This is a genomic window from Antrihabitans stalagmiti, from assembly GCF_016482825.1.
Classification (GTDB): Bacteria; Actinomycetota; Actinomycetes; order Mycobacteriales; family Mycobacteriaceae; genus Antrihabitans; species Antrihabitans stalagmiti.
The window spans coordinates 92,518-117,791 of record NZ_JAEMNV010000011.1 but is presented as its reverse complement, the minus strand read 5'-3'; the positions used below and the strand labels follow the sequence as shown (position 1 = coordinate 117,791).

Here is a 25,274-nt window from a genome sequence, read left to right as displayed (position 1 = left end):
CCCGTGCATGAACGGTATTTCGACGTTCCCGATCCGATCGAGCGTGCGAACCTGGCCACTTTCGTCGGCAGAGCGATCAGGCTCGACGACGCTGCGGTAGTGCGGTTTCGGCAACGTCCCGACAATCGCGTCGGAGCCTGGACCACAACGGGTTTCGATACATTAGCCGTGCGAGTTATCGAAGGCGTCGTGCGACCGAACGACACCACCGCCGCTGCCGATGCACTGCAGCGAAATCTGAGCGAGTTGCAATCGGGGTCACGTATCGACCTCGGTTACTCGATGGATTCGTCTTGGCGCGGAGCGTTGCCGCCGGACAAAGGGTTCGCACACGTCGACGACGTCCCGGCCCGCGTGCTGGTCGACCTCGCCCAGCGCGGCGCCGCATTGGCGAAAGAACACGGCAGTAACCAGGGCCCGCCAGTCTCGTTACTCGACCAGGAGGTCCTCGAGGTCGAGGGCGGCGGCGAGCAGTTCGGTGTGTCGATGCGCATCGTATTCGCGCTCACCGCAATGGGTTTCATCCCACACACGGGCCAGGAGCAGATGACGGCGGGTCTCGATCTGGACCGTATCGACGCCGACGAACTGGTCCGCGTGCGAGCAAGCAAGTCGTGGATACGCCTCGATGCGCGCTACGGATCCGTCCTCAAGCACCGCGGAACCGGATTGCAGTTCGCCTAGACCGTGCTTTCCAACTCCGCGCTGATTACACCAGCCAGGCTGCGGCGTCGGCGGGTAGGCGACCACCCTCGATCGGCACGCTCGACAGCAGGACCTCGCCGGGCGGCAGCGGTATCGGCGCTGTCGTGGTGTTGAGTGCACAGATCAGCCCGCCGCGCCTGCGGAAGGCGAGGCAGCCGGAAGGGCTTCCGTACCAGTCGATGTCGTCGCCGGAGAACTCCGGACGTACGGCGCGCAGTTCGATCGCGTGTCGATAGAGCGACAACGTCGACGCGACGTCCTCGATCTGTGCCTCGACGGAGCAGTCGGCCCACTCGGCCGGCATCGGCAACCACGACCTGTCGGCAGTTGTGAAACCGAACGGCGGAGCGGAACCCTCCCACGGGAGTGGAACCCGGCAGCCGTCGCGGCCCCGCTCGGTGTGCCCAGAGCGCTCCCACACCGGATCCTGCAACACCTCGTCGGGTAGGTCGACGTTGGGCAGTCCGAGTTCGGACCCGTTGTAGACGAATATCGTTCCGGGAAGCGCGAGTTCGACCAGAGCCATGGCACGGGCGCGGGCGAGTCCGATCTCACCGTCACCGTAGCGGGTGACTTCGCGCTCGACGTCGTGGTTGGACAGCGTCCAGGTCGGTGCGCCACCGACGCCGGCGACCGCTGCCATCGAATTCTCGATCGCGGCGCGAACGGCGGCAGCGTCGAACGCGACCTCGGCAAGGCGGAAGTTGAAGGCGAGATGGAGTTCGTCCGGACGAACGTAGGCACCGAAACGATCGTTGTCTTCGACCCACACCTCGCCGACGGTTACCGCGTCCGGGTACTCGTCGATGATGCTGCGGATACGGCGATGGATGTCGTGCACCCCATCGTTGTCGAAACGGAGGTCGTTGTCGGAGTTGGCGAGAAGTTTGTTTTCGGAGATGTCCATGTCAGGCATGCCGGCAGGCTTCGCCATCCCGTGTGCCACATCGATGCGAAAGCCGTCGATGCCGCGATCGAGCCAGAAGCGCAGCGTCTTCTCGAGGTCGTCGAAGACCTCGGGGTTTTCCCAATCGAGGTCGGGCTGCTCCGGCGCGAAAATATGCAGGTACCACTGGCCGGGTGTGCCGTCTGCTTCGGTGATCCGGGTCCACGCGGGGCCGCCGAAAATGCTCGGCCAGTTGTTGGGCGGTTCGGAGCCGTCGATGCCACGACCGTCGCGGAAGATGTAGCGGTCACGTTCCGCGCTCCCGGGTGCTGAAGCAATAGCGGCTTGGAACCACGGATGTTCGATGCTCGTGTGATTGGGCACCAGGTCCATCGTCACGCGAATCTTGCGGGAATGTGCTTCGGCGAGCAGCGCGTCCATGGTCTCCAGGCCGCCGAACATCGGGTCTATGTCGCGCGGATCCGAGACGTCGTAGCCGCCGTCGGCCATGGGGGAGCGCATGACGGGGGAGAGCCAGAGCGCGTCCACTCCGAGCAGTTCGAGATAGCCGAGCTTGTCTCTGACACCACCGAGGTCGCCGATACCGTCACCGTTCGAGTCAGCGAACGACTTCGGATACACCTGATAGAAAACGGCACTGCGCCACCACGGATCGGTGGGCCGCGGTGCAGCCGCCGGTGTCGCCCCCGAGTTGTTTAGTTCCTCCACAAGTGGTCATAGTGCCAAACAACGGCGACATCGACGACATTGCAGTGCTGTAGGTCCACCGTGCCGCTCGCGCCAAGCCTGGCAAATGCCAAGCAAATTCACGGTCGGCGGACTCAGAGCGGCGAGTTGACCATCGATTGCGCGGCCATCTCCATGTAGTCGGTCAATGCCTTGCGATGCTGGTCGTCGAGGGTTTCCGGCTCGATCGACGCGATCGCGACGTACATGCACCGCAACCAGGCGTCACGTTCGATCGGCCCGATTCGGAAAGGATTGTGTCGCATCCGCAAACGTGGATGCCCACGCTCGTCGGAGTACGTCCGCGGGCCGCCCCAATACTGCTCGAGGAACATGCGGAACCGACGCTCCGCCGGGCCCAGATCTTCCTCGGGATACAGCGGGCGCAGAATTTCGTCCACCGCGACCTCGCGGTAGAAGCGGTTGATCAGTCGGCGAAAGGTCTCGGCCCCGCCGACTGCTTCGTAGAAGGTCTCTGCGCTAGTCACCGTGTTGGATCGCCCCGTCGGATTGTCTTGTTCGGTCAGGTCCCATTGTGCCCGTTGGACAAGTCCGCGCGATCGTCGAGGCACGTCACCATCTGTTCACCGGACAGCCTGCGACTTTGTTGGAAATCAGCGTGCATCTGTCGGATATCCGTGTTCCACTGGTGGCAATCTCCGAGAGGCTCACCTCTAGTGCTCGATCGAGGCGGGTCGGCTCACTCTGCACCACCGGGAGGTCGTATGAAGCACCGGCATGATGCTCGGACGCATCGACAACTCGAGCCCACCGGCGCCCACAGCGCAGCGTCGGGGGCTGCTGTTCTTCACGTCATCCCTGAAAGTCCATCGTCGGGTCCCGCTTCCGCGACCCTGACCGACGACGCCGTACCTGCCTGGGTCAAGCGCCGGGTGTTGCTTCTGAATGCCACCTACGAGCCGCTGACCGCACTTCCCGTTCGTCGCGCCGTCGTACTTCTCGTCTGCGAGAAGGCACTCGCCGTGCACGAGGATCCGGCAGGCCCGGTGATTCATTCCGCTGGCTGTTCGATCCAGGTTCCGTCCGTGATTCGCCTTCGCACCTATGTCCGTGTGCCGTATCGCGCGCGAATTCCCATGACCCGCGCGGCCCTCATGCATCGAGATCGCTTCCGTTGCGCCTACTGCGGTGGCAAAGCCGAGACGATCGATCACGTCATCCCGCGCAGCCGCGGCGGCGAGCACACCTGGGAAAATTGCGTCGCAAGTTGTGCGCCGTGCAATCACCGCAAGGCCGACAAACTGCTCAGCGAGCTCGGCTGGCCGATGCGCGCACAGCTTGTCCCGCCCAAGGGGCCGCATTGGCGCCTGCTTGCCACGACCAAGGAACTCGACCCGATGTGGCTGCGCTACCTGGGTGAGGGTGCGGCGTAGCAGGTTTGGGCACGTTTCGACACGTTTCGATAGGAATCAGCGGATCTCTCGACTAGGTTTGGTGCGTGAGCATTCTCGAGACAACGCTGATTTTCGGAGGGATACCCCTCCTGGTCATAGCGGTCGTAGGTGGGCTTTCCTACCTCAGCAACCCGATACCGGGTAAGCATCCGGAGCACTACGACCTCGGCAAGTCGTGGACACACGCACCGGTGTTGTGGAGCGCGACCGACGAGGTCACCTCGCACGGCCACCATGGCGGGCATGCTGCGATCGCGGCCGCCCCCGCAGACTTGATCGGAGGTAAGGGAAGTGGCAAGTGGTAGCCAGCATTACCCCGCGGTCGTCGAATCGGAGCTGCCGCTCGGCTCGGTCGTGACAGCGAGCGGACGCGTATCCGCAGTTCATCGCGCAGGCGAGGAGTTCCCGGAACTGCCGTTCACGGATATGGAAATGGTCAGGCTCGACAACGCGCTCACCGATGCGACGCGGTCGACCAAGGTCCGATTCAACGTCTACCTCGGCGATCTCGGCAACAACCCTGCCGCGGGCGCAGACGAGCTGTTTCCGACGACGCCGGAGTTCGAACGCTCGGCTCTGATCGCGGTATCGCCCAATCAGAGAGTGGTCGAGATTCGGTCCGGCAAAGCTGTCGCGGCTCGCGTCAACGATCGTGTTGCGCAGCTCGGCGTCACCGCAGCCGTCGCGTCGTTCGGGGCCGGTGATCTCATCGACGGGATCGTCGCTGCCGTCCGCGTGATGAGCGCAGCAATCAAGGCTCCATAGGCGCTTCGCGTTCGAGCGCGGTCGAGGGGTGCGTAGGCCCATCGACCGCGCTCGAGCAGTCAGCTGCTTATGGGCAGCTTGCGCGACTTCGGACCCTTGAACAACCGGCGCAGCGAGAACCTGCCGAGGTCGGGGTCGTACGGACGATGTGTCAGGTAGACGAAGACGTGGTACTTCCTGTGTTGCCGTAGCGCCTTCTCGATCAGCGGCGTCATCATGCCGTGCAATTCGAAGGTCTTCGTACCGGAATCTATGTAGCTCGTGAACTCGCGTGGCGGTGTGTAGGCCCGGCGCGGGGAAATGTCCACACGCATGTCCGACAGCTGCAGGATCAAGATGTCCTTTGCGCGGATGCACAGTGCGAGGTCGAGGTCTTCGTGGATCTCTCTGTCGGTGCTCGTCGCATCGCGAACTTCGATCCACGTCGACTTTCGAATGGCCATGTTCGCGCCGTGCAGATTCCTGATCTCTCGATCACCGCCCATGGCACCGAGGCGGACCTGGCGATCGACGAACCAGCCCTTGAGCTTTCGGTACGGCGAGTCGTAGGAGTTGTTCAAACCGCTTATACCGCCGACGGATTCGATGCCATCGCGTTGGAAGAACTCGAGGACCGTCGAGGTCCAGTTGGGGTAGACCCGGGAGTCCGCGTCGATGCGGCCGAGGATTTCGCCTGTGGCAGTGTCGAACCCGAGATTGCGTGCGAAGGCGACGCCTTGCCGCTCCTCGTTGAGGTAGGTCAATTTCGGATGATCAGCTAGATAGCGGCGAACGACCTCCGCGGTCGCATCGGTCGAATTGTTGTCGACGACGATGATTTCGTGGAGGTCGTCCTCCTGGGTGAGGAGGGCATCGAGGCACGGTCCGATGTAGTGCTCTTCGTTGTATGCGGGTATGACAACCGAAAGTGTTGGTACGGGCATTACATCGACGCTATCGGACGCGTCGCGACGCGGTCAACGACGCTACTGGGCTGTCGGGGTCCAGCCGGGTCCACGGAAGACGTAGCCGAAGCGGGCCCGCCAGTCGGTCGCGGTGCGTACGTCGCGAACGATGTTGCGGTATTCGCCGAACGCAACTGTCACCGGATTGTGGGTCTCGATGTTCTTCGTCAATCCGTACCGAACCCGCGCACCCTCCGGTTCGAAGGTACCGAAAAGCCGGTCCCAGACGATCAGAATTCCGCCGTAGTTCGTGTCGAGGTATTCGGGGTTCGAACCGTGATGGACGCGATGATGCGACGGCGTGTTGAGGACGAACTCCAACGGCCGCGGCAGCTTCTGAACTCGCTCGGTGTGCAGGAAGAACTGGTAGACGAGGCTGATGGCCTGCTGGGTCAGGATCATCCACGGCGAGAATCCGAGGAATGCGAGAGGCAGCCAGAACGGTAGTGCCGTCATCGGTGTCCAGGTTTGGCGTAGCGCGGTGCTGAGGTTGTAGAACTGGCTCGAATGATGGACGACGTGCGAGCCCCACAGCACGCGGACCTCGTGGTGCAGTCGGTGATACCAGTAGTAGGCGAAGTCGTCAGCGAAAAAGAGCGCGACCCAGACGAGTGGGTTGTCGGCCGGTAGGTGAAACGGTGCCACCGAGTAGGCGGCGGCGAAGACGGCAAGGACGACGAGTTTCCAGCCGATGTTGATGAACACCTGGCCGAGGCCCATCGACAGGCTCGTCGTCGCGTCGCGAAGTTCGTAACCCTTTTCGTCGTCGTCCGGCAGGAAGTGGAACGAAACAGCTTCCAGCGCAAGGCAGATGGCGAAGACGGGAATGGCGTGCAGGATCAGGTCGAACATCGTTCATCCTTCTGTGTGGAGTACTCGGTCGCTAGTTGTCCAGGGCGACGACGACGCGCCCCAATAGTTGTTCTGCGAGATCGCGAGCGGCCAGGCCATCCCGCGCGACGATGCGGTCGGCCAAGGCGATGTGCGCGTCACGGTCGGCGAGTTCGGCGGGAAATCCGGTCAGGTGGTGTGCACCGATTTCGTCGATCGCACCGACGATCGTGTTGAGACCGAGGCGATAGGCCAGATTGTCCGAACCGTCGATGACGGCGGTCCAGAAGGTCCGGTCGATAGCGCTGAGTTCGGCGAACGTGCAGGTGCCGACGGGGTAGCGATCGGCGCTGGTGGCAACGAGGGCGAGTTGGGAATCCGTCGCGCGCTCGGCGCACAGTCGCGCCCCATCGGTACCGACCGATCGGCGCATCTCGGCCATGTCGCGCAGTAGTCGAATCGGTGGCACGACACCCGAGTGGGTCAATGCGACAAGAACATCGAGTCCGGCGTTCGATCGCCAATCCAGTACTCGGGTCTTGCCGCCCTGCGTGATCCGGATCAAGCCGGTCTGCTGAACCCGCTTGAGTGCCTCCCGGACTGCGTGGCGATTGACCTCGAATGTCTCGGCGAGATCGCGCTCGGCAGGCAATGCGTCATCGGGCAGCAACCGGCCGGACAGGATTTCGTCGACCAGTCTGCCGAATACGGCGTCGGACAGGGCGGCGCGAGGGATCGGGCTGATCGACATGAACAGAGGATGACGGCTAGAGGTCAACTTGTCAACTGATTGTACCAGTTTGTTCAGTGTACGGGTGTACCGTTTGTGAGCGGCGCTGTTAGCATCGAAGGACTGACACCTGTGTCAGCCGCACGATTCCCGACGCACGCCTTCGGAGCTGCACTTGCATGCCGAGGACACGGACCGACCGAAGAGAGCCTGCATTGAGCGTCCGAGTTGATGTGAACTCCGGGTGGACACCCGAACCGACACTGCCGAAGCCGACGGGTCGGCCGCGCCTGCCTGCACACGATCCCTTCTACGATCCGCCGAGCGGTTTCGCCACTCTGCCCGAAGGCACGTTGCTGCGCAGTCGCGAGGTGGAGTTGGCCTTTCTCGGCGTCATCCGTCAGCAGATCACCGCCTGGCAGCTGCTCTACCGCACGTCCGATCTCAACGGCGTTGCCGAAGCAGGCATCACGACCGTGCTGCTGCCGTCCGGCGTGGAACCCGGCGACGATCGGCCGCTCCTCGCCTACCAGTGCGCGATCGACGCTGTCGCGGACAGCGCGTTTCCGTCGTATGCGCTCCGCCGCGGCGCCTGGGCGCCCGGGGCCGTGCCGCAGCTGGAACTGCTGGTCATCGCCAGTGCGCTCGACCGTGGTTGGGTTGTCTCCATCGCGGACCACGAGGGGCAGAACGGGTACTTCGGCGCGGCACGCGAGCCGGGCTACCGGGTCCTCGACGGCATCCGTGCCGCACTCGGATTCGGCCCGCTCGGCCTTCGCGACGACACCCCGGTGGGTGTGTGGGGCTATTCCGGCGGCGGTATGGCCAGTTCGTGGGTCGTCGAGATGGCACCCGACTACGCACCGGAGCTCGACATCGTCGGCGCTGCCCTCGGCGCACCGGTCGGTGATCCGGGCCAGACGTTCATTCGGCTCAACGGCACGTTCCATGCGGGGCTTCCGGCTCTCGTCGTCGCGGGCCTGCGGCACATCTACCCGGGGCTCGACAAGGTGATAGAGCAGCACGTCGACAACGACGGTCTCCGCAAGCTCGATCTGATCGAGAAACTCGGTACCGTCGCCGCGATCGTCCGTTTCGCCCGCGACGATTTCGACGATTACACAGATATTCCGCTCGCTGACCTGCTCGCCACGCCCGAGGTGCTCGAGGTCTTCGAAGATATCCGCCTCGGGGAACGCACCCCGACCTGCCCGCTGTTCGTCGTCCAGCCGATCCACGACCAGATCATCCATATCGAGGATGTCGACGGTCAGGTGAATCGCTACGTCGACGGTGGCGCACACGTCACCTACCGCCGCGACCGGTGCAGCGAACACCTGTCGTTGATGGTCCTAGCCGCGCCGACCGTTCTCGACTGGTTGTCGGATCGGTTCGCGGGACGTGCGCTGCCGGACGCAGGCACCAAGACAGTGCTCTCGATGGCATTGAATCCAAGCGCCATTCGAGGCTTTGTGGCTCTCGCACGGGCCGCGGGCAAGGTAGTGCTCGGCCGCAAGCTCGGACGCAATTCGGAACCGACGACGATTCGCGAACGCGTCCGAGCTCGTAATGCCAGAAGGCTCAGCGCCTGAGCGCGTTATCCCTTACTCGCTGTCGAAGGCCCGCGCCTTCAGTGAACGAACCGTTCCGGCGCGGCCTTCGACGACGAGACGACGCAGCGCCGGCGGATGGTCACCAGCGAGGAATTCGTCTGCAGCAGCGACTGCTTCGTCGCTCACCGCCCACGACGGGTACAGCCCGATGACGACGGTCTGAGCGACTTCGCTCGACCGACGCGCCCAGACGTCGGTGATGTCGTCGAAGTACTTCGCGAGGTACGGCGCCAACAGCTCACCCTGGCCGTGCGGTGCGAAGCCGCCGATGATGGCCCGAGCGGTGATGTTCGGGATCGTGTCGTCGGAGACGACGCGCGACCACACATCTGCCTTGACGTCGGCCTGCGGTCGTGCGGCAGCGGCCATGCCACCTTGCCGCTTGCCTGCCGCGGTCGGATCACGCTGCACCTCGGCATCGATGAACGGCGTTGCGACACCGTCGGAATCGATTTCGCCCGCCGCAGCGAGCGCATAGACGAGTTTCCAGCGCAGGTCGGTGTCGATGACGAGTCCGGGTAGGCCAAGCGTCGCGGGATCGGCATCCAGAAGTTCCTGGATGACCTCGACATGCCAATCCGACAGCAGCGACGACGTCAGTGCATTCACGAATGCGAGCTGATGATCCGAACCGGCCTCTGCCTCACGGGCAAGCTCCAGCAGACGATTGGCGAAATTCGGCCAACCCTGCGTCGCTGCCCATTCAGGATCGGCATACGCGCCGATCGCGGTCTGGGCTTGGAGCAGAATCCGCTGCACCACACCGACTTCGGTCTCGGTTCCGATGCCACGCTGGACGAGCGAGACGAAATCGCGCGCCTTCATCTCCGCCTGGCGCGTCATCTCCCATGCCGCCGACCAGGCGAGGGTCCGGGGGAGGGGTTCGCCGATGTCGCCGATGCGGTCGATCAGAACGGCAAGCGAATCGGGGTCGAGCCGCACCGAGCAATAGGTGAGGTCGTCGTCGTTGACGAGAACGAACTTGCCGCGTGGCGTGCCGATCAGCTCGGGGACCTCGGTGCGTTCGACTGCTTCGACATCGAGTTCGACGCGATTGGTGCGCAACAGTTTCCCGTCTGTGTCGTCGTAGACACCAACGGCGAGGCGATGCACACGACGCTCGCCGGCGCCGGGCGCGGCACCGTCCTGCACGACAGCGAAAGACGTGAAGTTGCCGTCGGCGTCGGTCTCGAACTCCGGGCGCAGTGTGTTGAGGCCCGTGGTCCGCAGCCACTGCGAACCCCAGTCGGAAAGATCACGGCCGGAGGACTTTTCGAGCGCGGACAGCAGATCGCTGAAGGTGGCGTTGCCGAAGGCATGCTCGGTGAAGTAATCGCGCAGCCCCGCAAGGAATGGCTCGAGCCCGACGTATGCGACCAACTGCTTGAGGACGCTTGCGCCCTTCGCGTAGGTGATGCCGTCGAAGTTCACTTCCACCGCAGCAAGATCGGGAATGTCGGCGGCGATCGGATGGGTCGACGGCAATTGGTCCTGCCGGTATGCCCACGCCTTCTCGACGTTGGCGAACGTCGTCCACGCATTGACGTATTCGGTCGCCTCCGCCTGGCACAGCACCGAGGCGAACGTCGCAAACGACTCGTTGAGCCAGAGGTCGTCCCACCACGTCATGGTCACGAGGTCGCCGAACCACATGTGCGCCATCTCGTGCAGCACGGTCTCGGCGCGGCGTTCGTAGGAGTAGCGCGTGACCTTGGACCTGAAGACGTAGTCCTCGAGGAACGTCACTGCGCCTGCGTTTTCCATTGCGCCGGCATTGAATTCGGGCACGAAGAGTTGGTCGTACTTGCCGAATGCGTACGGTGTGCCGAAGTTGCGGTGGTAGAACTCGAAGCCCTGCTTGGTCTCGGTGAACAGTCGCTCCGCGTCCATGTGCTCGGCGAGTGAAGCTCTGCAGAAGATCCGCAACGGAATCGTGCCGTGTTCGTCGGTGTAGCTGTCACTCCAGTGCGCGTACGGTCCGGCGATCAATGCGACGAGGTAGGTGCTCATCTTCGGTGTCGTCGCGAAGTGATGCTTGTCGGCTGCGCCGCCGTCGTTGCCGAGCGTCGCCGAATTCGAGATCACCTTCCAGCCGTTGGGAGCCGCAACGGTCAGATCGAAGGTGGCCTTGAGGTCGGGCTGGTCGAAGCAGGCGAACATCCGCTTCGCGTCCGCGGTCTCGAACTGTGAATACAGGTACACGCTGTCGTCGGTCGTATCGACGAACCGGTGCAGGCCCTCGCCGGTATGGGAGTACTCGCAATCCGCTTCGACGACGAGTTCGTTGCGCTGAGCCAGATCTCGCAGCTCGATGCCTGTCGACTCGTTGTAGTCGCTCACGTCGATCGACTTTCCGTTCAGCGTCGCCGAACGAACGCCCGCAGCGACGATGTCGACGAACGTGTAGCCGCCAGGCATAGCGTCGAAGGTCACCGTTGTCCGGGAGAAGAAGGTCTTCTCACCTGGTCCGCCTGCGCCGTCGGTGAGATCGAGTTCGATCCGGTAGTTGTCGACGGCCAGGAGCGTGGATCGCTCCGCTGCTTGGTCGCGCGTCAAATTCGGTGGCGCCACAAGGGTTCCCTTCACGTCGTATGTTCGGTTGTGCTGGATCGAGTATGGCCGTCAAAGCCGAGCCTGCGTCGCTGCCTGCTCGGCGTCAAGATTTTCCAACGCTTCGCGCATCACATCGTCGTCGAGCTTTCGTTCGTCCCGCGCGGCGATGAGAGCGCGCCGCTGTTCCGTCTGTACCCGGTGCCGCAGCTGATTCAGCGCTGCTCCGAACTTGGCGTTGCGAGCGGAACGTTCCTGCGCCTCTTCTGCTTGTTCTGCTTCTTCGGTGGCGGCACGCGCCGACGTCCAGCGTTTCATGATCTGAGTCATCGCCTCGGTTTGGGCCTTGGTGAGTTTCGCCGGTGGGTGCTGCCTCAGCTCCTCGAGCGTTGCTATGGCCGCGTCCGAACTGATCTTGCGCGCTAGGTGACGCTGGTCGGCGAGCCACGCGGCATCGGCCGCACCGTCGACGCCGAGGCGACGGATGAGGACCGGCAGCGTGAGGCCCTGGATCAACAAGGTGCCGACCGCCACGACGAACGCGACCGCCAAGATCACGCCGCGGCCAGGAAACTCCTCCGACCCCGCGGCAAGTGGCACACCACCCGCGGCCGCAAGTGTGACGACGCCACGCATACCGGTCCACGAGACGATGACGTCGCGGCGCCAATCGAGCGGCCGCGGTGGTCGCCCGAGGGTTTTCGACACCGCCCACTGCACACCCCGGACGGCCACGATCGTGAGCGGTCGGATTGCAATGACGATCACCAGGATGACAAGCGCCCACGCGAAGACGTGGTGGGTCGGCAATCCCTCGCGCTGCACGTCGTCGATGACGAACTTCAGCTGCAGGCCCATGTAGGCGAACACGAAGGTCTCGAGCAGCAGACTGACGGTATTCCAGACCTGGCGTTCCGAGATACGGGTGCCGACCGAAGCGTCGGTCGCGTTGTGGCCCATGGCGAAACCCGCCATGACGACGGCGAGCACACCCGAGCCGTTGATCTCCTCGGCAGCCAAGTAGGCAGCAAACGGGAGGACAAGTCCGAGCACGGTTTCCAGCGACGGATCGTCGATTCGGGACCGAGCGAACCGGACGAGCGTCGACAGTACGAAACCGACCGCGAGGCCGATCGCCGAGCTGTAGACGAAGAACAAGCCCGGTGCGGCCGCCAGTCCTTTCGTACCGGTGACGATCGCGACGAAAACGGTGAACAACGTCAGCGCCGCGGCGTCGTTCACGAGGCTTTCGCCGGTCAGCACCGTCATCGTCCGACGAGGCAACCCGAGCTTCTGCCCGACCGCCGCAGCGGTGACCGCATCGGGCGGTGCGACAACCGCGCCGAGTACAAGCGCGGCGCCGAGCGTGAGCTCGGGGATGAGCCAGGCCGCCGAATAGCCGACCGCAAGCGCCGTGATCACAACCATGCCGATGCCGAGCGAAAGTATCGACCGCACGTTGCGCAGGAAACTGAAGAGTGAGAACTTCAACGCCGTCGAGTACAGCAGCGGCGGCAGCACGACACCGAGAATGACCTCGGGCGCCAACTCCAGCCGATGCAGGCCCGGTATGAACGACGCCGCGGAGCCGACGGCAACAAGAACCAACGGCGCCTGCAGGTTTCGGCGTTCGGCAAGACCGGCGACGATCACCGCGACGACGATGACGATCAGTAGTTCGGCTCCACGCATCTGACGATTATCGAATGCGCCTAGGCCGTGTCTCTCATTCTTCGAGACTCGGCCAGACTTTTTTTATGGTCGCTCCGCAAGCTACGCGCCTAGGCGTAGACGGAGTCCAATCCGACCTCCGGATTCGCAAGGAGTTCCGGATCGACCGGACGACCCGAGGCGACGAGCGCCTTCACCGCGTCCGTCACGTCCCAGATGTTGACGTTCATGCCCGCCTTGACGGTGTTGTTCGCACCGAGCCAGAAGGCGACGAACTCCCGCTTCGCCGTGTCGCCGCGGACCACCACCTGCGCGTAATCGGTTGCGTGGCCGACGTATTCCATACCGAGGTCGTACTGGTCGGTGTAGAAGTAGGGGAGCTTCTCGTAGGTCGCCGACTTGCTGAGCATGGTCGCTGCCGCAACGGCGGGTTGGTTGAGTGCGTTCGCCCAGTGTTCGACGCGGATGCGGTGGTGTAGCACCGGATGGTCCTGTTCGGCGATGTCGCCGACGGCAACGATGTCGGGGTCGCTCGTGGTCAACGAAGCGTCGACGAGTACACCGCTGTCGGTGGCCAACCCGGCAGCGTCGGCGATCTCGATATTGGGCGCTGCGCCGACCGCGACGAGGACGGCGTCGGCGTCGATCGTGGTTCCGTCGCCCAGTCGCAGACCCGTCGCTGTGCCGTCGGAGACGGTGATCGCTTCGACCTTTGCGCCGAAGCGGAAGTCGACGCCATGCTCGCGGTGCAGGTCTGCGAACACCGCTCCCATCTCGGAGCCGAGTGCCGCGAGCAGCGGTAGCTCGGCGGCTTCGACGATGGTGACGTCAACGCCCTTCTCGCGGGCATTGGCTGCAATCTCGAGTCCGATCCAGCCTGCGCCGACGATGGCGAGACGTCCGCCACGTGCGAGCACGTCGACGAGCGCATCGGACTCGTCGACGGTCCGCAGGTAGTGGACGCCGTCCGCATCGGAGCCGGGAATCGGTGGTCGGCGTGAGCGTGATCCGGTCGCGAGTGCAAGTTTGTCGTAGGAGATCGTCGAACCGTCAGGTAGCGAGACCGTCTTGGCGGATCGGTCGATCGCAGTCACTTCGGTACCGAGCCGCAGATCGATGTGGTGATCGCGATACCACTGCCGCGTGAGGACCGTGAAACCGTCGAGCGATTTCTTGCCCGCCAGATGTTCCTTCGACAGGGGCGGCCGATCGTAGGGGAGGTGTTCCTCCTGGCTGAGCAGGATCACTGTTCCTGCAAAGTCTTTGTCTCGCAAAGCTTCCGCAAGTTTCGCTCCGGCGAGTCCGCCGCCGACGATGACGAAGGTTGGCTGTGTGCTCATCGGTACCTCCAAGGTAGGGCGCTGCGCGCCTCGTGAGTCTTTTCGGCGGGCCGGCCCACCGAAAAGACTCACGAGCGGCTTGCCGCCTCAACGCTACGCGGGAAGAGATTCGTTGGGTGTGGTGTTGCGTCGTGTGGGTAGACCTAATTGCCGACCCAGAAAATCGATACGACGCACAAGGGAGCCACGCGTGAGCGAGGACGTCAAGACGAACGGAAAAGACACAGCCGACTTCTGGTTCGACCCGCTGTGTCCATGGTGCTGGATCACCTCGCGCTGGATCCTCGAGGTCGAGAAGGTCCGCGACATCGAGGCGAACTTCCACGTCATGAGTCTGGCCGTGCTCAACGAAGGTCGGGACCTACCCGACAACTACCGCGAGATGATGGATCAGGGTTGGGGTCCGGTCCGGGTTGCGATCGCCGCCGCGGAAGCCCACGGCGACGAGGTGCTGCTCCCGCTGTACACGGCGATGGGTGAGCGGATCCATCAGCGTAAAGACGAATACGAGCGCGACACCCGAGCCGAGTCGCTTGCGGCAGTGGTCGCGGATTCGCTCGCCGAGGTCGGGCTGCCTGCCGAACTCGCCGACGCAGCGACGTCGACCGACTACGACGACGCGCTTCGCAAGAGTCACCACGCAGGCATGGATGCCGTCGGCGACGACGTCGGCACACCGACGATCCACGTCAACGGAGTCGCGTTCTTCGGACCGGTCCTATCGAGGATCCCGCGCGGGGAAGACGCCGGGCGCGTCTGGGACGGCGCTGTTGCCCTCGCGTCGTACCCGCACTTCTTCGAGCTGAAGCGCACGCGGCACGAGGATCCTGTATTCGATTGAGTTGGTTCGGTTGGGCTACAACGTCTTCGGTGGCGCTGTCGGATACTGCGTAGGCGGGGGCAGCGCCGCCGTAGGGGTCGGGAGTCGGTCCGCGGTCGGCCGGAAGAACAACTTTCCGTGCCGGCTGCGATCGCGAAGCGCTGCGGCCCGCCACGTCAGGACCGGGTGGCTCGCGAGAATGTTGACCAGCCACACGAAGAATCCGCGTTCGGTCATCGATCGGTCGGCAAGTTCGTCGAATCCGACTCGGCCGACCAGATATTTGCCTGCGCCGAGCACCCCCATCACGCCGGGCGCTCCTTGCGGGCGTACGCAGAAGCCGTGGTTGTCGGCCGTGTATTCCATCGATCGCGAGAGTGACGACCCGACGACCGGGATGTAGTTCGAGGCGAACATTCCGAGTTGCCGCCAATAGGACGCGTGCCCGGCTGCGATGTGGCCGACTTCGTGTCCGATGATGAAGGCGAGCGCATCGGGTTGCCTTGCCTCACCGCCAACTTCGAACAGGTCGCTGTAGACGACGACGAATCGTCGGAAGCCGTGGCCGGACGCGAAAGCGTTGATCTGGCCGTTGCCGAGCACCACGTAGGCATCGGGTGCAGTTTTCATACCCAGCCTGGCCGCGGCGTCGGCAACCAGCGCATACCCCTCGGGGAACTGGGTCGGTGTCATCCGAATCCCGTTGACGCGCTGGGTCGCATAGTTCTGTCCACGTAGGACGTAGAGCAGGATCGGCGCGACAAGCAGCACCGCCGCAATGTCGGACACCTGACCGGAAATCAGCATCACGCCCGAGACGGCGTACGCGACAACGGTAATTACGATCGCGAGCACCAGCAGCGGGATCTCCCAGTTGTGCCTGATCGGCCGCCCGTGCGGTGACAGGCCTCGCGGAGGTAGTTCGACGGGCGGTGGCCCCCACGTCTGCTGCGGAGCGAGTTGCTCGGGTGGATACATGGCGAAAACTGTATTGATCGACCGCGTCGCCGACATCTTGAAACGCCGGATCCGCTACCTACGTCGGTCGGGCGCGGATCACGCCTGACACAATCTCCAGTCATGCGCGTATACCTGGGTGCCGACCACGCCGGCTTCGAATTCAAGAACACGATCGCGGCTCATCTCACCGCCGCTGGACACGAGGTCGTCGACTGCGGCGCCTACACCTACGACGCGGTCGACGACTATCCGCCGTTCTGCATCGACGCCGCGCGTCGCACGGTTGCAGACGAAGGCAGCCTCGGCATCGTCCTCGGCGGCAGCGGCAACGGTGAGCAGATCGCAGCCAACAAGGTGCTCGGCGCCAGGTGCGCGCTCGCGTGGAGCGTCGAAACCGCGAAACTTGCTCGCCAGCACAACAAAGCGCAACTGATCGGCATCGGCGGTCGTATGCACACCGAGGAAGAGATGCTGGCGATCGTCGACGCCTTCATCGCCGAGCCCTGGTCGGGCGAGGAGCGCCATCAGCGTCGCATCGATCAGTTGCTCGACTGGGAGAAGACCGGCGTGCTTCCCGCGAAGCCGGAACACTGATCGCGATCTTTACGCCGGGGACGACGGTGCGCGGTGCCTGAAGGGCATACGCTGCACCGTCTTGCCCGGTTGCATCAACGTCGGTTCGCGCGCTCGGAGATCAGGGTGTCGAGCCCGCAGGGCAAGTTCGCCGAAGGCGCGGCACTCGTCGACGGACGAACCTTCGTCAAAGCCGAGGCCTGGGGCAAACACCTTCTGCACCATTACGATTCGGGCCTCGTCGTCCACATACATCTCGGTCTCTACGGCAAATTCACCGAGGTTGCGCTGCCGATGGGACCTCCCGTCGGTCAGGTCCGGATGCGTATGGTTGGCGCCGATTTCGGCACGGATCTACGTGGCCCGACGGCATGCGAAGTGCTCCAGAAGGCCGAGTTGAAAACGATCGCAGATCGGCTCGGTCCGGATCCGCTGCGTCGTGGTGAAGATCCCGATCGGGCTTGGGTACGGCTACATCGCTCGCGACGTCCGATCGGCGCACTGCTGATGGATCAATCGGTCGTCGCGGGGATAGGCAACGTCTATCGCGCGGAACTGCTTTTCCGACACAACCTTTCACCCATGCTGCCCGGCGAATTGATCTCGCGCGAGGTATGGGACGACATGTGGACCGACCTCGTCGCGCTGATGAAGGTCGGTGTCAGGCGGGGCAAAATCATCACCATCCGACCCGAGGACGACCACGGCGAAACGTATGCAAAGGGTCGGCCGCGGTCCTACGTGTACCGGCGCGCGGGTCTGCCGTGCCGCATCTGTTCGACGCCGATCGCGCACTCGGTACTGGAAGGTCGCAACCTCTTCTGGTGCCCGACCTGCCAGCCGGGGTAGGTCTGTTCGGCTGGCGGCATCAATCGCCGCCGCCGCCGCCACCGCCGCACCCGCCGCCGCCCGAATCGCTGTCGCCGCCGAACCAGGACTCGCCGTCGCTGGAACCGCCGCCGCGCGAGCGACCGCTACCGCCCGAGCGACCGCTGCCGCCCGAGCGACCGCCGCCGCGCGAACCACGCCGGAAGTAGCTGTACGACGCTCCAGCGACGATCAACACGATGAAAAATACCCAGATGCTCATAGCCGATTCCTCCCGAATCCGCAGGGCGCTCCGCGCATCGTGAGTCTTTTCGGAGGTCGGACCCTCCGAAAAGACTCACGATTCGAAGCCTTGATCATGCCCGATTTCGGTAATAATTCGCACAGTTGGCTGGACAGCAACGCGCGGCAGGAAGTAACCGACGAGTGGTCCCATCAGCAGGGCGACGACGACAGTGCCGATGCCGGGGGTCCCGCCGAACAGCGGATGCCACACCGGTCGTGAGTCTTTTCGGAGGTCGGGCCCTCCTAAAGGACGCACGAGGCGCGGAGCGCCGCTGGTGATTTGCGTCACTCGATGGAGTCATTGGTGCGTCGCGAGGAAGAAGACCGACCCGAAACGACAAACGCTCGCCTCCGAGTTGGGAGGCGAGCGTTTGTGCTGGTGGAGCCGGTGACGAGAATCGAACTCGCGTAGCCTGTTTGGAAGACAGGGGCTCTACCATTGAGCTACACCGGCCTAGCAGAGCAGCTTAATAGCTTCAGAGAAAATCTGAGGCCTACCATTGAGCTGCGTCCGCAGGCATACGACATCGGATGGGATCGCCACCGGAGATGTCGTGTGCGTTGAGACTGTACCGAACACCGCTTTGGAATCGGTAATCGGGTAACCGTAGGATTACGTCCTGGCTCTCCAAAGAGTCTGGTTCGACGGGCGCTCTGCTCGCTGAATCAGGTGAGGTGTGGAGTTGAACGGGGTGTAGCGCAGCTTGGTAGCGCATCCGCTTTGGGAGCGGAGGGCCGCAGGTTCAAATCCTGTCACCCCGACCAGCAAGACCGCGTGCTGTTCTGCAGCCGCACGATCGACTCGCCCGACCGGGCGGCACAAGAGCGAACGTATCCAGAAGACGATTGCTAGGAAACGATTTAAGGAGTTATTTCGGTGAAGAGCACCGTCGAGCAGCTGAGCCCGACGCGAGTACGGATCAACGTTGAGGTGCCCTTCGAGGAACTCAAGGGCGATTTCGACCGCGCATACAAGTCGCTCGCACAGCAGATCCGGATTCCGGGTTTCCGTCCTGGCAAGGCTCCGGCCAAGCTCATCGAGGCACGCGTCGGTCGCGGCGCGATCCTCGAGCAGGTCGTCAACGACGCGCTGCCCGGTAAGTACAGCGAAGCTGTCACCACCGCAGCGGTGAAGGTGATCGGCCAGCCCGACATCGAAATCACCAAGATCGACGACGGCCAGCAGCTGGAGTTCACGGCCGAGGTCGACATTCGTCCGGAGATCGCATTGCCCGACTACTCGGCAATCAGCGTCACCGTCGATCCGATCGAAATCAAAGACGAAGACATCGACGAGCAGCTGCAGTCGCTGCGCGCGCGCTTCGGCACGCTCACGGGTGCCAACCGCCCCGCGCAGAACGGCGATTTCGTCTCCATCGACCTGTCGGCAACCGTCGACGGCAAGAACGTCGAAGAGGCCAGCGCGACCGGGCTCTCGCACGAAGTTGGCTCCGGCGAACTGATCGAGGGCCTCGACGAAGCGATCATCGGCCTGTCGGTCGGCGAGTCGAAGGAATTCACCTCGACCCTCGTCGCAGGCGACTTCGCCAACCAGGAGGCCGTCGTCACGGTCACGGTCGGCACCGTCAAGGAGCGCGAGCTGCCCGAGGCCGACGACGAGTTCGCCCAACTGGCGAGCGAGTTCGACACCCTCGACGAGCTGAAGGCAGACCTGCGTGAGCGCGTCGGTCGCGTCCGCAAGGTCGAGCAGGCCGGCGCGATCCGCGACAAGGTCCTCGAAAGCCTGTTGGAGTCCATCGAGATTCCGGTGCCGGACGCGGTTGTGAAGGCCGAGGTCGACGCCGCCATCCACGACGCAGTGCACGGACTCGACCACGACGAGGAGAAGTTCGCGGAGCTGCTGGAGTCGCAGGGCAGCAGCCGCGAAGAGTTCGAAGCCGATGCTCAGAAGTCGGCCGAGCGCTCGGTGAAGATCCAGCTCCTGCTCGACGCAATTGCCGAGGCCGAGAACACGCAGGTCGGCCAGGAAGAGCTGACCGAGCGGATCATCTTCCAGGCGCAGCGCTACGGAATTGCTCCCGAGCAGTTCATCCAGCAGATCCAGGAAGCGAACCAGCTCGGAGCGATCTTCGCCGACATCCGTCGCGGCAAGGCTCTCGCGAGCATCGTCGACCGTGTCAGCGTGAGCGACACCGAAGGCAACTCGATCAATACCGCGGAGCTGTTCGGCAGCGAGTCGGGCGAAACGATCGAGGTCGACGACGAGGACGACGACATCGAGGTCATCGAAGCCGCCGACGTCAACGCACTCGAAGAAGCAGCTTCGGACGACGAGAAGTAAGTAGCGGAGTTTTCCGCTTATAGCGAAGAAGGGCGGCGCCGGGACTCCGGCGTCGCCCTCCTTCGTTAGTGTTTGTGTCAGCGAAGTCAATGCAAGGGAGAAAGCAGGTAACCGTGACACCGCATAACGAGTTTGCACGCATCGATGGGGCCAGTGGTAGCGCGTCGAATGGGGGTGCATTGATCGGTGCACCGACGATGCGGTCGGCAACGTCAGGCCTGAATCTGAGCGACTCGGTCTTCGAGCGGCTGTTGCACGAGCGCATCATCTTCCTTGGCACTCAGGTCGACGACGATATCGCCAACAAGATCTGCGCGCAGATCCTGCTGCTGACCGCCGAAGACCCGACCAGGGACATCTCGCTTTACATCAACTCACCCGGTGGCTCGGTCACTGCGGGTATGGCGATCTTCGACACCATGCAGTTCGCCGAGTGCGACGTTGCGACCTACGGCATGGGCTTGGCAGCGTCGATGGGGCAGTTCCTGCTGACCGCCGGTGCGAAGGGCAAGCGCTACGCGCTGCCGCACGCGCGGATCATGATGCATCAGCCGTCCGCGGGTATCGGTGGCACCGCTGCCGACATCGCGATCATGGCCGAGCAGTTCGTGCAGACCAAGCGTGAGATGAACGAACTCAACGCGCTGCACACCGGCAAGTCCGTCGAGCAGGTCACCGCCGACGCCGATCGCGACCGCTGGTTCACAGCCGCCGAGGCCCTCGAATACGGCTTCGTCGACCACGTCGTATCCCGCGCCCAGCAGGCCGGCGGCACGGGCAAGTAGCCCGCCCTTTCGCCGTTCACCCACAGACCTTTTTGGAGAGAAGATGGCCGAATTGTTCATCCCGCGCCTGCCAGGCTCCGCGGCACCCCAGGGTCCGCAGTCGCGCTACATCCTGCCCCAGTTCACCGAGCAGACCACCTACGGCGTCAAGACGTCCGACCCGTACAACAAGCTGTTCGAGGAGCGCATCATCTTCCTCGGATCGCAGGTCGACGATGTGTCCGCCAACGACCTGATGGCTCAGTTGCTCGTGCTCGAGTCGCAGGATCCCGATCGCGACATCACGATGTACATCAACTCGCCCGGTGGTTCGTTCACCGCGCTGATGGCGATCTACGACACGATGCAGTACGTCCGTGCCGACGTCGTGACCGTGTGCCTCGGTCAGGCGGCCTCGGCTGCCGCCGTGCTCCTTGCTGCGGGAACGCCGGGCAAGCGCGCTGCGCTGCCGAACGCTCGCGTGCTGATCCACCAGCCGTCCGTCGAGGGTGGCATCCAGGGTCAGGTTTCCGATCTGGAGATTCAGGCAGCGGAGATCGAACGTATGCGTCGTCTGATGGAAACCACGCTTGCTCGCCACACCGGTAAGGATGCGGACGTCATCCGCAAGGACACCGATCGCGACAAGATTCTGACGGCCGAAGGTGCAAAGGAATACGGCATCATCGATACCGTGTTCGATTACCGGAAGCTCAGCGCGCAAAAGTAATTGGTGAATCGCTCATCGGCGACACGCCGGTGTGATCGATTTGCGGGAGAACCGCGCATTCGCAAGCAACGCTTGGGCACCGATCAGGTGCCGCTCGGCACCGAGAGATCGAATCGAAAGTTCGGGTCGTGCGGTATCGGAACGAAATGCGGGAGGTGAGCGACGAAATGCGCGGTTCTCTGTGTGAATCACCCGTAAGAAGTCGACCACATTCCCGAATCGCGGGTACGGTCACATCATGGCCCACCGCTCCTAGATTGTCGGACCGATTCGATCGTCCACAATCGGGAGCGACGGTCGCACGCGGAGAAGGAAGTAGGGACCTGAAAGATGGCGCGCATCGGTGACGGCGGCGATCTGCTGAAGTGCTCGTTCTGTGGAAAGAGCCAGAAGCAGGTCAAGAAGCTCATTGCGGGTCCTGGTGTGTACATCTGCGATGAGTGCATCGACCTCTGCAACGAGATCATCGAAGAGGAACTGGCCGAGTCGAGCGAGGTCAAGCTCGACGAGCTGCCGAAGCCGATGGAGATCCGGGACTTCCTGGAGAACTACGTCATCGGTCAGGACACCGCCAAGCGGACCCTCGCAGTTGCGGTCTACAACCACTACAAGCGAATCCAGGCCGGCGACAAAGCCCGTGACGCACGCGGCGAGGTTGTCGAGCTCGCGAAGTCCAACATTCTGATGCTCGGCCCGACAGGTTGCGGCAAGACCTACCTCGCGCAGACGCTGGCGAAGATGCTCAACGTCCCGTTCGCGATTGCCGATGCCACCGCGCTGACCGAAGCCGGCTACGTCGGCGAAGACGTCGAGAACATTCTCCTCAAGCTGATCCAGGCCGCGGATTACGACGTCAAGCGCGCCGAAACCGGAATCATCTATATCGACGAGGTCGACAAGATCGCTCGCAAGAGCGAAAACCCGTCGATCACGCGTGACGTGTCCGGCGAAGGTGTGCAGCAGGCATTGCTGAAGATCCTCGAAGGCACGCAGGCAAGCGTTCCGCCGCAGGGTGGTCGCAAGCATCCGCATCAGGAGTTCATCCAGATCGACACGACCAACGTGTTGTTCATCGTGGCTGGTGCCTTCGCAGGCCTCGAGAAGATCGTCTCCGATCGGGTCGGCAAGCGTGGTATCGGTTTCGGTGCCGAGGTGCACTCGAAGGCCGACATCGACACCCAGGATCATTTCGCCGACGTCATGCCTGAAGACCTGATCAAGTTCGGCCTGATTCCCGAGTTCATCGGCCGTCTTCCGGTCGTCGCTTCGGTGACGAACCTGGACAAGGCTTCGCTGGTCAAGATCCTCTCCGAACCGAAGAACGCGCTGGTGAAGCAGTACACCCGCCTGTTCGAGATGGACGGTGTCGAACTGGAATTCACCGACGATGCGTTGGAAGCCATCGCAGATCAGGGCATTCTGCGCGGCACGGGCGCTCGTGGTCTCCGCGCGATCATGGAAGAAGTTCTGCTTCCGGTGATGTACGACATTCCGAGTCGCGACGACGTCGCGAAAGTGGTCGTGACCGGCGAGACCGTCGTCGACAACGTCCTTCCGACCATCGTGCCGCGCAAGCGTGAGCGGCCGGAGCGTCGCGACAAGAGCGCATAACGCAAGGCGCGCAACGCAATTCATCGAAGCGCGGTCGAAGGTCAGATGACCTTCGACCGCGCTTTGTTATGTCGGGCATTGCTTGCCGTGCTTCTGCTTACCGGTCGGTAGTACTGTCCGATGGTGGCAAAGGACACGACGGACAGTCGCTCCCGGTTGCTCGACGCGGCGATGAGCGAGTTCGCCTCGTGTGGTGTCGCCGGCGCTCGCATCGATCGAATCGCGGCTCAGGCGGGTTGCAGCAAGGGTCTGATCTATACCTACTGGGGCAGCAAGGAAGCCCTGTTCGACGCAGTTCTCGAACAGTTCGTCGATGCCACCTTCACCGACATCACGTTGGATCCGAGCGACCTCGGCGAATACGCGGGCCGCCTGTACGACTCGGGCGCGGCGAATCCGAACCTCGTCCGACTCGTTACCTGGTACCGGTTGGAGCGCGCGAACAGCGACGTTGCTCCTCCCGAGGCAGTCGCTGCGCTGGAATCACACATCGCAACAGTGCGCGACGCCCAACTAGCGGGCCACGTGACCGACCGATTGGACCCGTTGCAACTCGTGCTGCTGGCACGCCACATCGCCGCTGTCTGGTCGGTGCAGGGGCCGGAGGTTCTGAACTTCACCGAGTCGGTGTTCCGGCGGCGAACAGTCGTCGACGCGGTTCGTCGGCTCGCCGCACCCTGACAGCTGCGAGGCTCGTAACGCACAATTCACGACCGCGCCGGTAGAAGTCACATTTGTCGGGTTCACTCTCGGATGACGGTGATTCACCGCATCAAACGGCACGCGCATGCGCGCCCTCGTCCGCGAAGGTGAACAAATATGGATCCATTAGCTGCAGCCAATACCGCTTGGATGTTGGCCGCCACCGCTGCTGTTGCCCTGATGATTCCGGGCCTCGCGCTGTTCTACGGCGGCATGGTAAGCGTCCGCAACACCCTCAACATGGCAATGATGACGTTCGGCGCATTCGCCGTCGTCGGCGTCCTGTGGGTGCTGTTCGGATACTCCGTCGGCTTCGGTGATTCGGTCGGCGGAGCCGGTCTGATCGGTGACCCGTTCGAGTACCTCGGGTTGGGCAAGTTGCTGACCGCCTCGGACCCGGCTGCGTTGCCACCTGCGTTGTTCGCGGTGTTCCAGCTGTTGTTCGCGGCCATCACGGTCGCGCTCATCTCGGGAGCTTTCGCTGACAGGATGAAGTTCGCAGGTTGGATGGTCTTCGCGGGAATCTGGGCAACACTCGTCTACTTCCCGGTCGCGCACTGGGTGTTCGCATTCAACTCTGCCGACGGATCCGTCACGGGCGGCTGGATCGCCAACAAGCTCAAGGCGATCGACTTCGCCGGTGGCACCGCGGTCCACATCAACGCGGGCATCGCGGCGTTGGCCGTGCTGTTCGTCCTCGGTAAGCGTCACGCGTTCCCGCATCCGCATCGCCCGCACAATCTTCCGCTGACGATGCTCGGTGCCGGCCTGCTGTACTTCGGCTGGTTCGGCTTCAACGGTGGTTCGGCATTGGCTGCGTCCAACAGCGCATCCGTCGTCGTCCTCAACACGGTTGCCGCGACGTGCGCGGGTGTCTGTGGCTGGCTGGTCATGGAACGCATCAAGGCCGGTCACGCTACGTCGCTCGGTGCAGCATCAGGCATGATCGCCGCACTCGTCGCGATCACACCCGCCTGTGGTGCGGTATCGCCGATCGGTGCTCTGATCATCGGTGCCGCAGCCGGTGTCGTCTGCTGTGCAGCGGTGTCGCTCAAGTACAAGCTGGGATACGACGACGCACTCGATGTTGTCGGCATCCACCTCGTCGGCGGTGTCCTCGGCACGCTCCTGATCGGCCTGCTGGCGACCGACGAAGCTCCCAACGCCGTTGCCGGATTGTTCTACGGCGGTGGGTTCGGTCAGCTCGGTAGGCAGACGGTCGCGGTGCTTGCCGTGCTCGCCTACACCTTCATCGTCACCTTCATCATCGCGAAGGTGCTCGACATGACGATGGGTCTGCGAGTCGATGCAGAAACCGAGTCCGGCGGCTTGGACTCGGCGATCCACGGTGAGACCGCCTACGTTCTCGAGGCGCTGGAACTTGCCAGCGTGAGCGGTTCCGAAGCCGAGGTCAGTGCTGCTGCGGAAGCACTCGCTGCGGATGCGGTCGAGTCCAAGGCCTGACAACCGATCGAGAACACGTGACGCCGGGACCGCAAGGT

General features: G+C 63.2%; 25 protein-coding genes and 2 tRNA genes. 16 read left to right on the top strand and 11 right to left on the bottom strand.

Annotated elements, in window-relative coordinates:
* Positions 1-3: 3 nt before the first annotated feature.
* Positions 4-684: a DUF8185 domain-containing protein gene (locus JGU71_RS26160; protein ID WP_199707827.1), complete on the top strand. Its 681-nt coding sequence runs from the start codon at positions 4-6 to the stop codon at positions 682-684.
* A gap of 25 nt (positions 685-709) precedes the next feature.
* On the opposite strand, the gene JGU71_RS26155 is transcribed toward JGU71_RS26160, so the two are convergent.
* Positions 710-2,320, bottom strand: coding sequence for a glycoside hydrolase family 13 protein (locus tag JGU71_RS26155; protein WP_199707826.1), 1,611 nt, complete (start codon positions 2,318-2,320; stop codon positions 710-712).
* A 113-nt stretch (positions 2,321-2,433) separates the two neighbouring features.
* On the bottom strand, positions 2,434-2,826 hold the full coding sequence (locus JGU71_RS26150; protein WP_199707825.1) for a globin: 393 nt from the start codon (positions 2,824-2,826) through the stop codon (positions 2,434-2,436).
* A gap of 237 nt (positions 2,827-3,063) precedes the next feature.
* On the opposite strand from JGU71_RS26150, the gene JGU71_RS26145 reads away from it, so the two are divergent.
* The 3 genes from JGU71_RS26145 (at position 3,064) to JGU71_RS26135 (ending at position 4,518) form a co-directional block, all read left to right on the top strand.
* Positions 3,064-3,732, top strand: a complete 669-nt coding sequence (locus JGU71_RS26145) for an HNH endonuclease (protein ID WP_199707824.1) — start codon at positions 3,064-3,066, stop codon at positions 3,730-3,732.
* 65 nt (positions 3,733-3,797) lie between these two features.
* Entirely contained in the window at positions 3,798-4,058 is a 261-nt protein-coding gene (ctaJ, locus tag JGU71_RS26140; protein ID WP_199707823.1) for an aa3-type cytochrome oxidase subunit CtaJ, read from the top strand.
* A complete protein-coding gene (locus JGU71_RS26135; RefSeq protein ID WP_199707822.1) occupies positions 4,045-4,518 on the top strand; it encodes a DUF5130 domain-containing protein in 474 nt (157 codons plus the stop codon). The genes ctaJ and JGU71_RS26135 overlap by 14 nt, the downstream gene beginning before the upstream one ends.
* Positions 4,519-4,577: 59 nt before the next feature.
* Here the strand turns inward: JGU71_RS26135 and JGU71_RS26130 are convergent, their stop codons facing one another.
* The 3 genes from JGU71_RS26130 to JGU71_RS26120 are packed head-to-tail and all read right to left on the bottom strand — an operon-like array spanning position 4,578 to position 7,044.
* A complete protein-coding gene (locus JGU71_RS26130; protein ID WP_199707821.1) occupies positions 4,578-5,441 on the bottom strand; it encodes a glycosyltransferase family 2 protein in 864 nt (287 codons plus the stop codon).
* Between the two features lie 42 nt (positions 5,442-5,483).
* Entirely contained in the window at positions 5,484-6,314 is an 831-nt protein-coding gene (locus JGU71_RS26125) for a sterol desaturase family protein (protein WP_199707819.1), read from the bottom strand.
* 31 nt (positions 6,315-6,345) lie between these two features.
* Entirely contained in the window at positions 6,346-7,044 is a 699-nt protein-coding gene (locus JGU71_RS26120) for a FadR/GntR family transcriptional regulator (RefSeq protein WP_199707818.1), read from the bottom strand.
* Positions 7,045-7,202: 158 nt separating this feature from the next.
* Here JGU71_RS26120 and JGU71_RS26115 point away from each other — a divergent pair, with 158 nt between their 5' ends.
* On the top strand, positions 7,203-8,615 hold the full coding sequence (locus JGU71_RS26115) for a lipase family protein (RefSeq protein WP_372433231.1): 1,413 nt from the start codon (positions 7,203-7,205) through the stop codon (positions 8,613-8,615).
* Positions 8,616-8,627: 12 nt separating this feature from the next.
* Here the strand turns inward: JGU71_RS26115 and pepN are convergent, their stop codons facing one another.
* From pepN to JGU71_RS26100, 3 genes are all read right to left on the bottom strand, one after another.
* Positions 8,628-11,207 carry an aminopeptidase N gene (pepN, locus tag JGU71_RS26110; protein ID WP_199707816.1) on the bottom strand — a complete coding sequence of 860 codons (2,580 nt, stop codon included), beginning with the start codon at positions 11,205-11,207 and terminating at the stop codon, positions 8,628-8,630.
* A 51-nt stretch (positions 11,208-11,258) separates the two neighbouring features.
* A complete protein-coding gene (locus JGU71_RS26105) occupies positions 11,259-12,878 on the bottom strand; it encodes a Na+/H+ antiporter (protein ID WP_199707815.1) in 1,620 nt (539 codons plus the stop codon).
* An 89-nt stretch (positions 12,879-12,967) separates the two neighbouring features.
* Positions 12,968-14,197: an NAD(P)/FAD-dependent oxidoreductase gene (locus tag JGU71_RS26100; protein WP_199707814.1), complete on the bottom strand. Its 1,230-nt coding sequence runs from the start codon at positions 14,195-14,197 to the stop codon at positions 12,968-12,970.
* Between the two features lie 190 nt (positions 14,198-14,387).
* Between JGU71_RS26100 and JGU71_RS26095 the strand changes: the two genes are divergently transcribed.
* Positions 14,388-15,038, top strand: a complete 651-nt coding sequence (locus JGU71_RS26095; protein WP_199707813.1) for a mycothiol-dependent nitroreductase Rv2466c family protein — start codon at positions 14,388-14,390, stop codon at positions 15,036-15,038.
* A gap of 15 nt (positions 15,039-15,053) precedes the next feature.
* On the opposite strand, the gene JGU71_RS26090 is transcribed toward JGU71_RS26095, so the two are convergent.
* Complete coding sequence (locus JGU71_RS26090; protein ID WP_233530114.1) at positions 15,054-15,995, bottom strand: M48 family metallopeptidase; 942 nt, start codon at positions 15,993-15,995, stop codon at positions 15,054-15,056.
* 102 nt (positions 15,996-16,097) lie between these two features.
* Here JGU71_RS26090 and JGU71_RS26085 point away from each other — a divergent pair, with 102 nt between their 5' ends.
* Together JGU71_RS26085 and JGU71_RS26080 are read left to right on the top strand one after the other, a co-directional pair.
* A complete protein-coding gene (locus tag JGU71_RS26085) occupies positions 16,098-16,571 on the top strand; it encodes a ribose-5-phosphate isomerase (protein ID WP_199707810.1) in 474 nt (157 codons plus the stop codon).
* A 33-nt stretch (positions 16,572-16,604) separates the two neighbouring features.
* Positions 16,605-17,399 (top strand): Fpg/Nei family DNA glycosylase, encoded by a 795-nt coding sequence (locus JGU71_RS26080; RefSeq protein ID WP_199707809.1) that lies wholly within the window; start codon positions 16,605-16,607, stop codon positions 17,397-17,399.
* A 19-nt stretch (positions 17,400-17,418) separates the two neighbouring features.
* Here the strand turns inward: JGU71_RS26080 and JGU71_RS26075 are convergent, their stop codons facing one another.
* The gene (locus JGU71_RS26075; RefSeq protein ID WP_199707808.1) at positions 17,419-17,640 is read right to left on the bottom strand and encodes a hypothetical protein; all 222 of its coding nucleotides are present in this window, start codon (positions 17,638-17,640) and stop codon (positions 17,419-17,421) included.
* Positions 17,641-17,679: 39 nt separating this feature from the next.
* Here JGU71_RS26075 and JGU71_RS26070 point away from each other — a divergent pair, with 39 nt between their 5' ends.
* Positions 17,680-17,883, top strand: coding sequence for a hypothetical protein (locus tag JGU71_RS26070; protein ID WP_199707807.1), 204 nt, complete (start codon positions 17,680-17,682; stop codon positions 17,881-17,883).
* Positions 17,884-18,043: 160 nt separating this feature from the next.
* Here the strand turns inward: JGU71_RS26070 and JGU71_RS26065 are convergent.
* Positions 18,044-18,117: transfer RNA gene (locus JGU71_RS26065), tRNA-Gly, on the bottom strand.
* Between the two features lie 234 nt (positions 18,118-18,351).
* Between JGU71_RS26065 and JGU71_RS26060 the strand changes: the two genes are divergently transcribed.
* From JGU71_RS26060 to JGU71_RS26030, 7 genes are all read left to right on the top strand, one after another.
* A tRNA-Pro gene (locus JGU71_RS26060) sits at positions 18,352-18,428 on the top strand.
* 112 nt (positions 18,429-18,540) lie between these two features.
* On the top strand, positions 18,541-19,965 hold the full coding sequence (tig, locus tag JGU71_RS26055) for a trigger factor (protein WP_199707806.1): 1,425 nt from the start codon (positions 18,541-18,543) through the stop codon (positions 19,963-19,965).
* A 197-nt stretch (positions 19,966-20,162) separates the two neighbouring features.
* Complete coding sequence (locus JGU71_RS26050; RefSeq protein ID WP_199707986.1) at positions 20,163-20,750, top strand: ATP-dependent Clp protease proteolytic subunit; 588 nt, start codon at positions 20,163-20,165, stop codon at positions 20,748-20,750.
* 43 nt (positions 20,751-20,793) lie between these two features.
* The gene (locus tag JGU71_RS26045) at positions 20,794-21,459 is read left to right on the top strand and encodes an ATP-dependent Clp protease proteolytic subunit (RefSeq protein WP_199707805.1); all 666 of its coding nucleotides are present in this window, start codon (positions 20,794-20,796) and stop codon (positions 21,457-21,459) included.
* Between the two features lie 330 nt (positions 21,460-21,789).
* Positions 21,790-23,070 (top strand): ATP-dependent Clp protease ATP-binding subunit ClpX, encoded by a 1,281-nt coding sequence (gene clpX, locus JGU71_RS26040; protein WP_199707804.1) that lies wholly within the window; start codon positions 21,790-21,792, stop codon positions 23,068-23,070.
* Positions 23,071-23,193: 123 nt separating this feature from the next.
* A complete protein-coding gene (locus JGU71_RS26035) occupies positions 23,194-23,751 on the top strand; it encodes a TetR/AcrR family transcriptional regulator (protein ID WP_199707802.1) in 558 nt (185 codons plus the stop codon).
* Positions 23,752-23,889: 138 nt separating this feature from the next.
* Positions 23,890-25,236, top strand: coding sequence for an ammonium transporter (locus tag JGU71_RS26030; protein WP_199707800.1), 1,347 nt, complete (start codon positions 23,890-23,892; stop codon positions 25,234-25,236).
* The last annotated feature ends 38 nt before the right edge of the window (positions 25,237-25,274 follow it).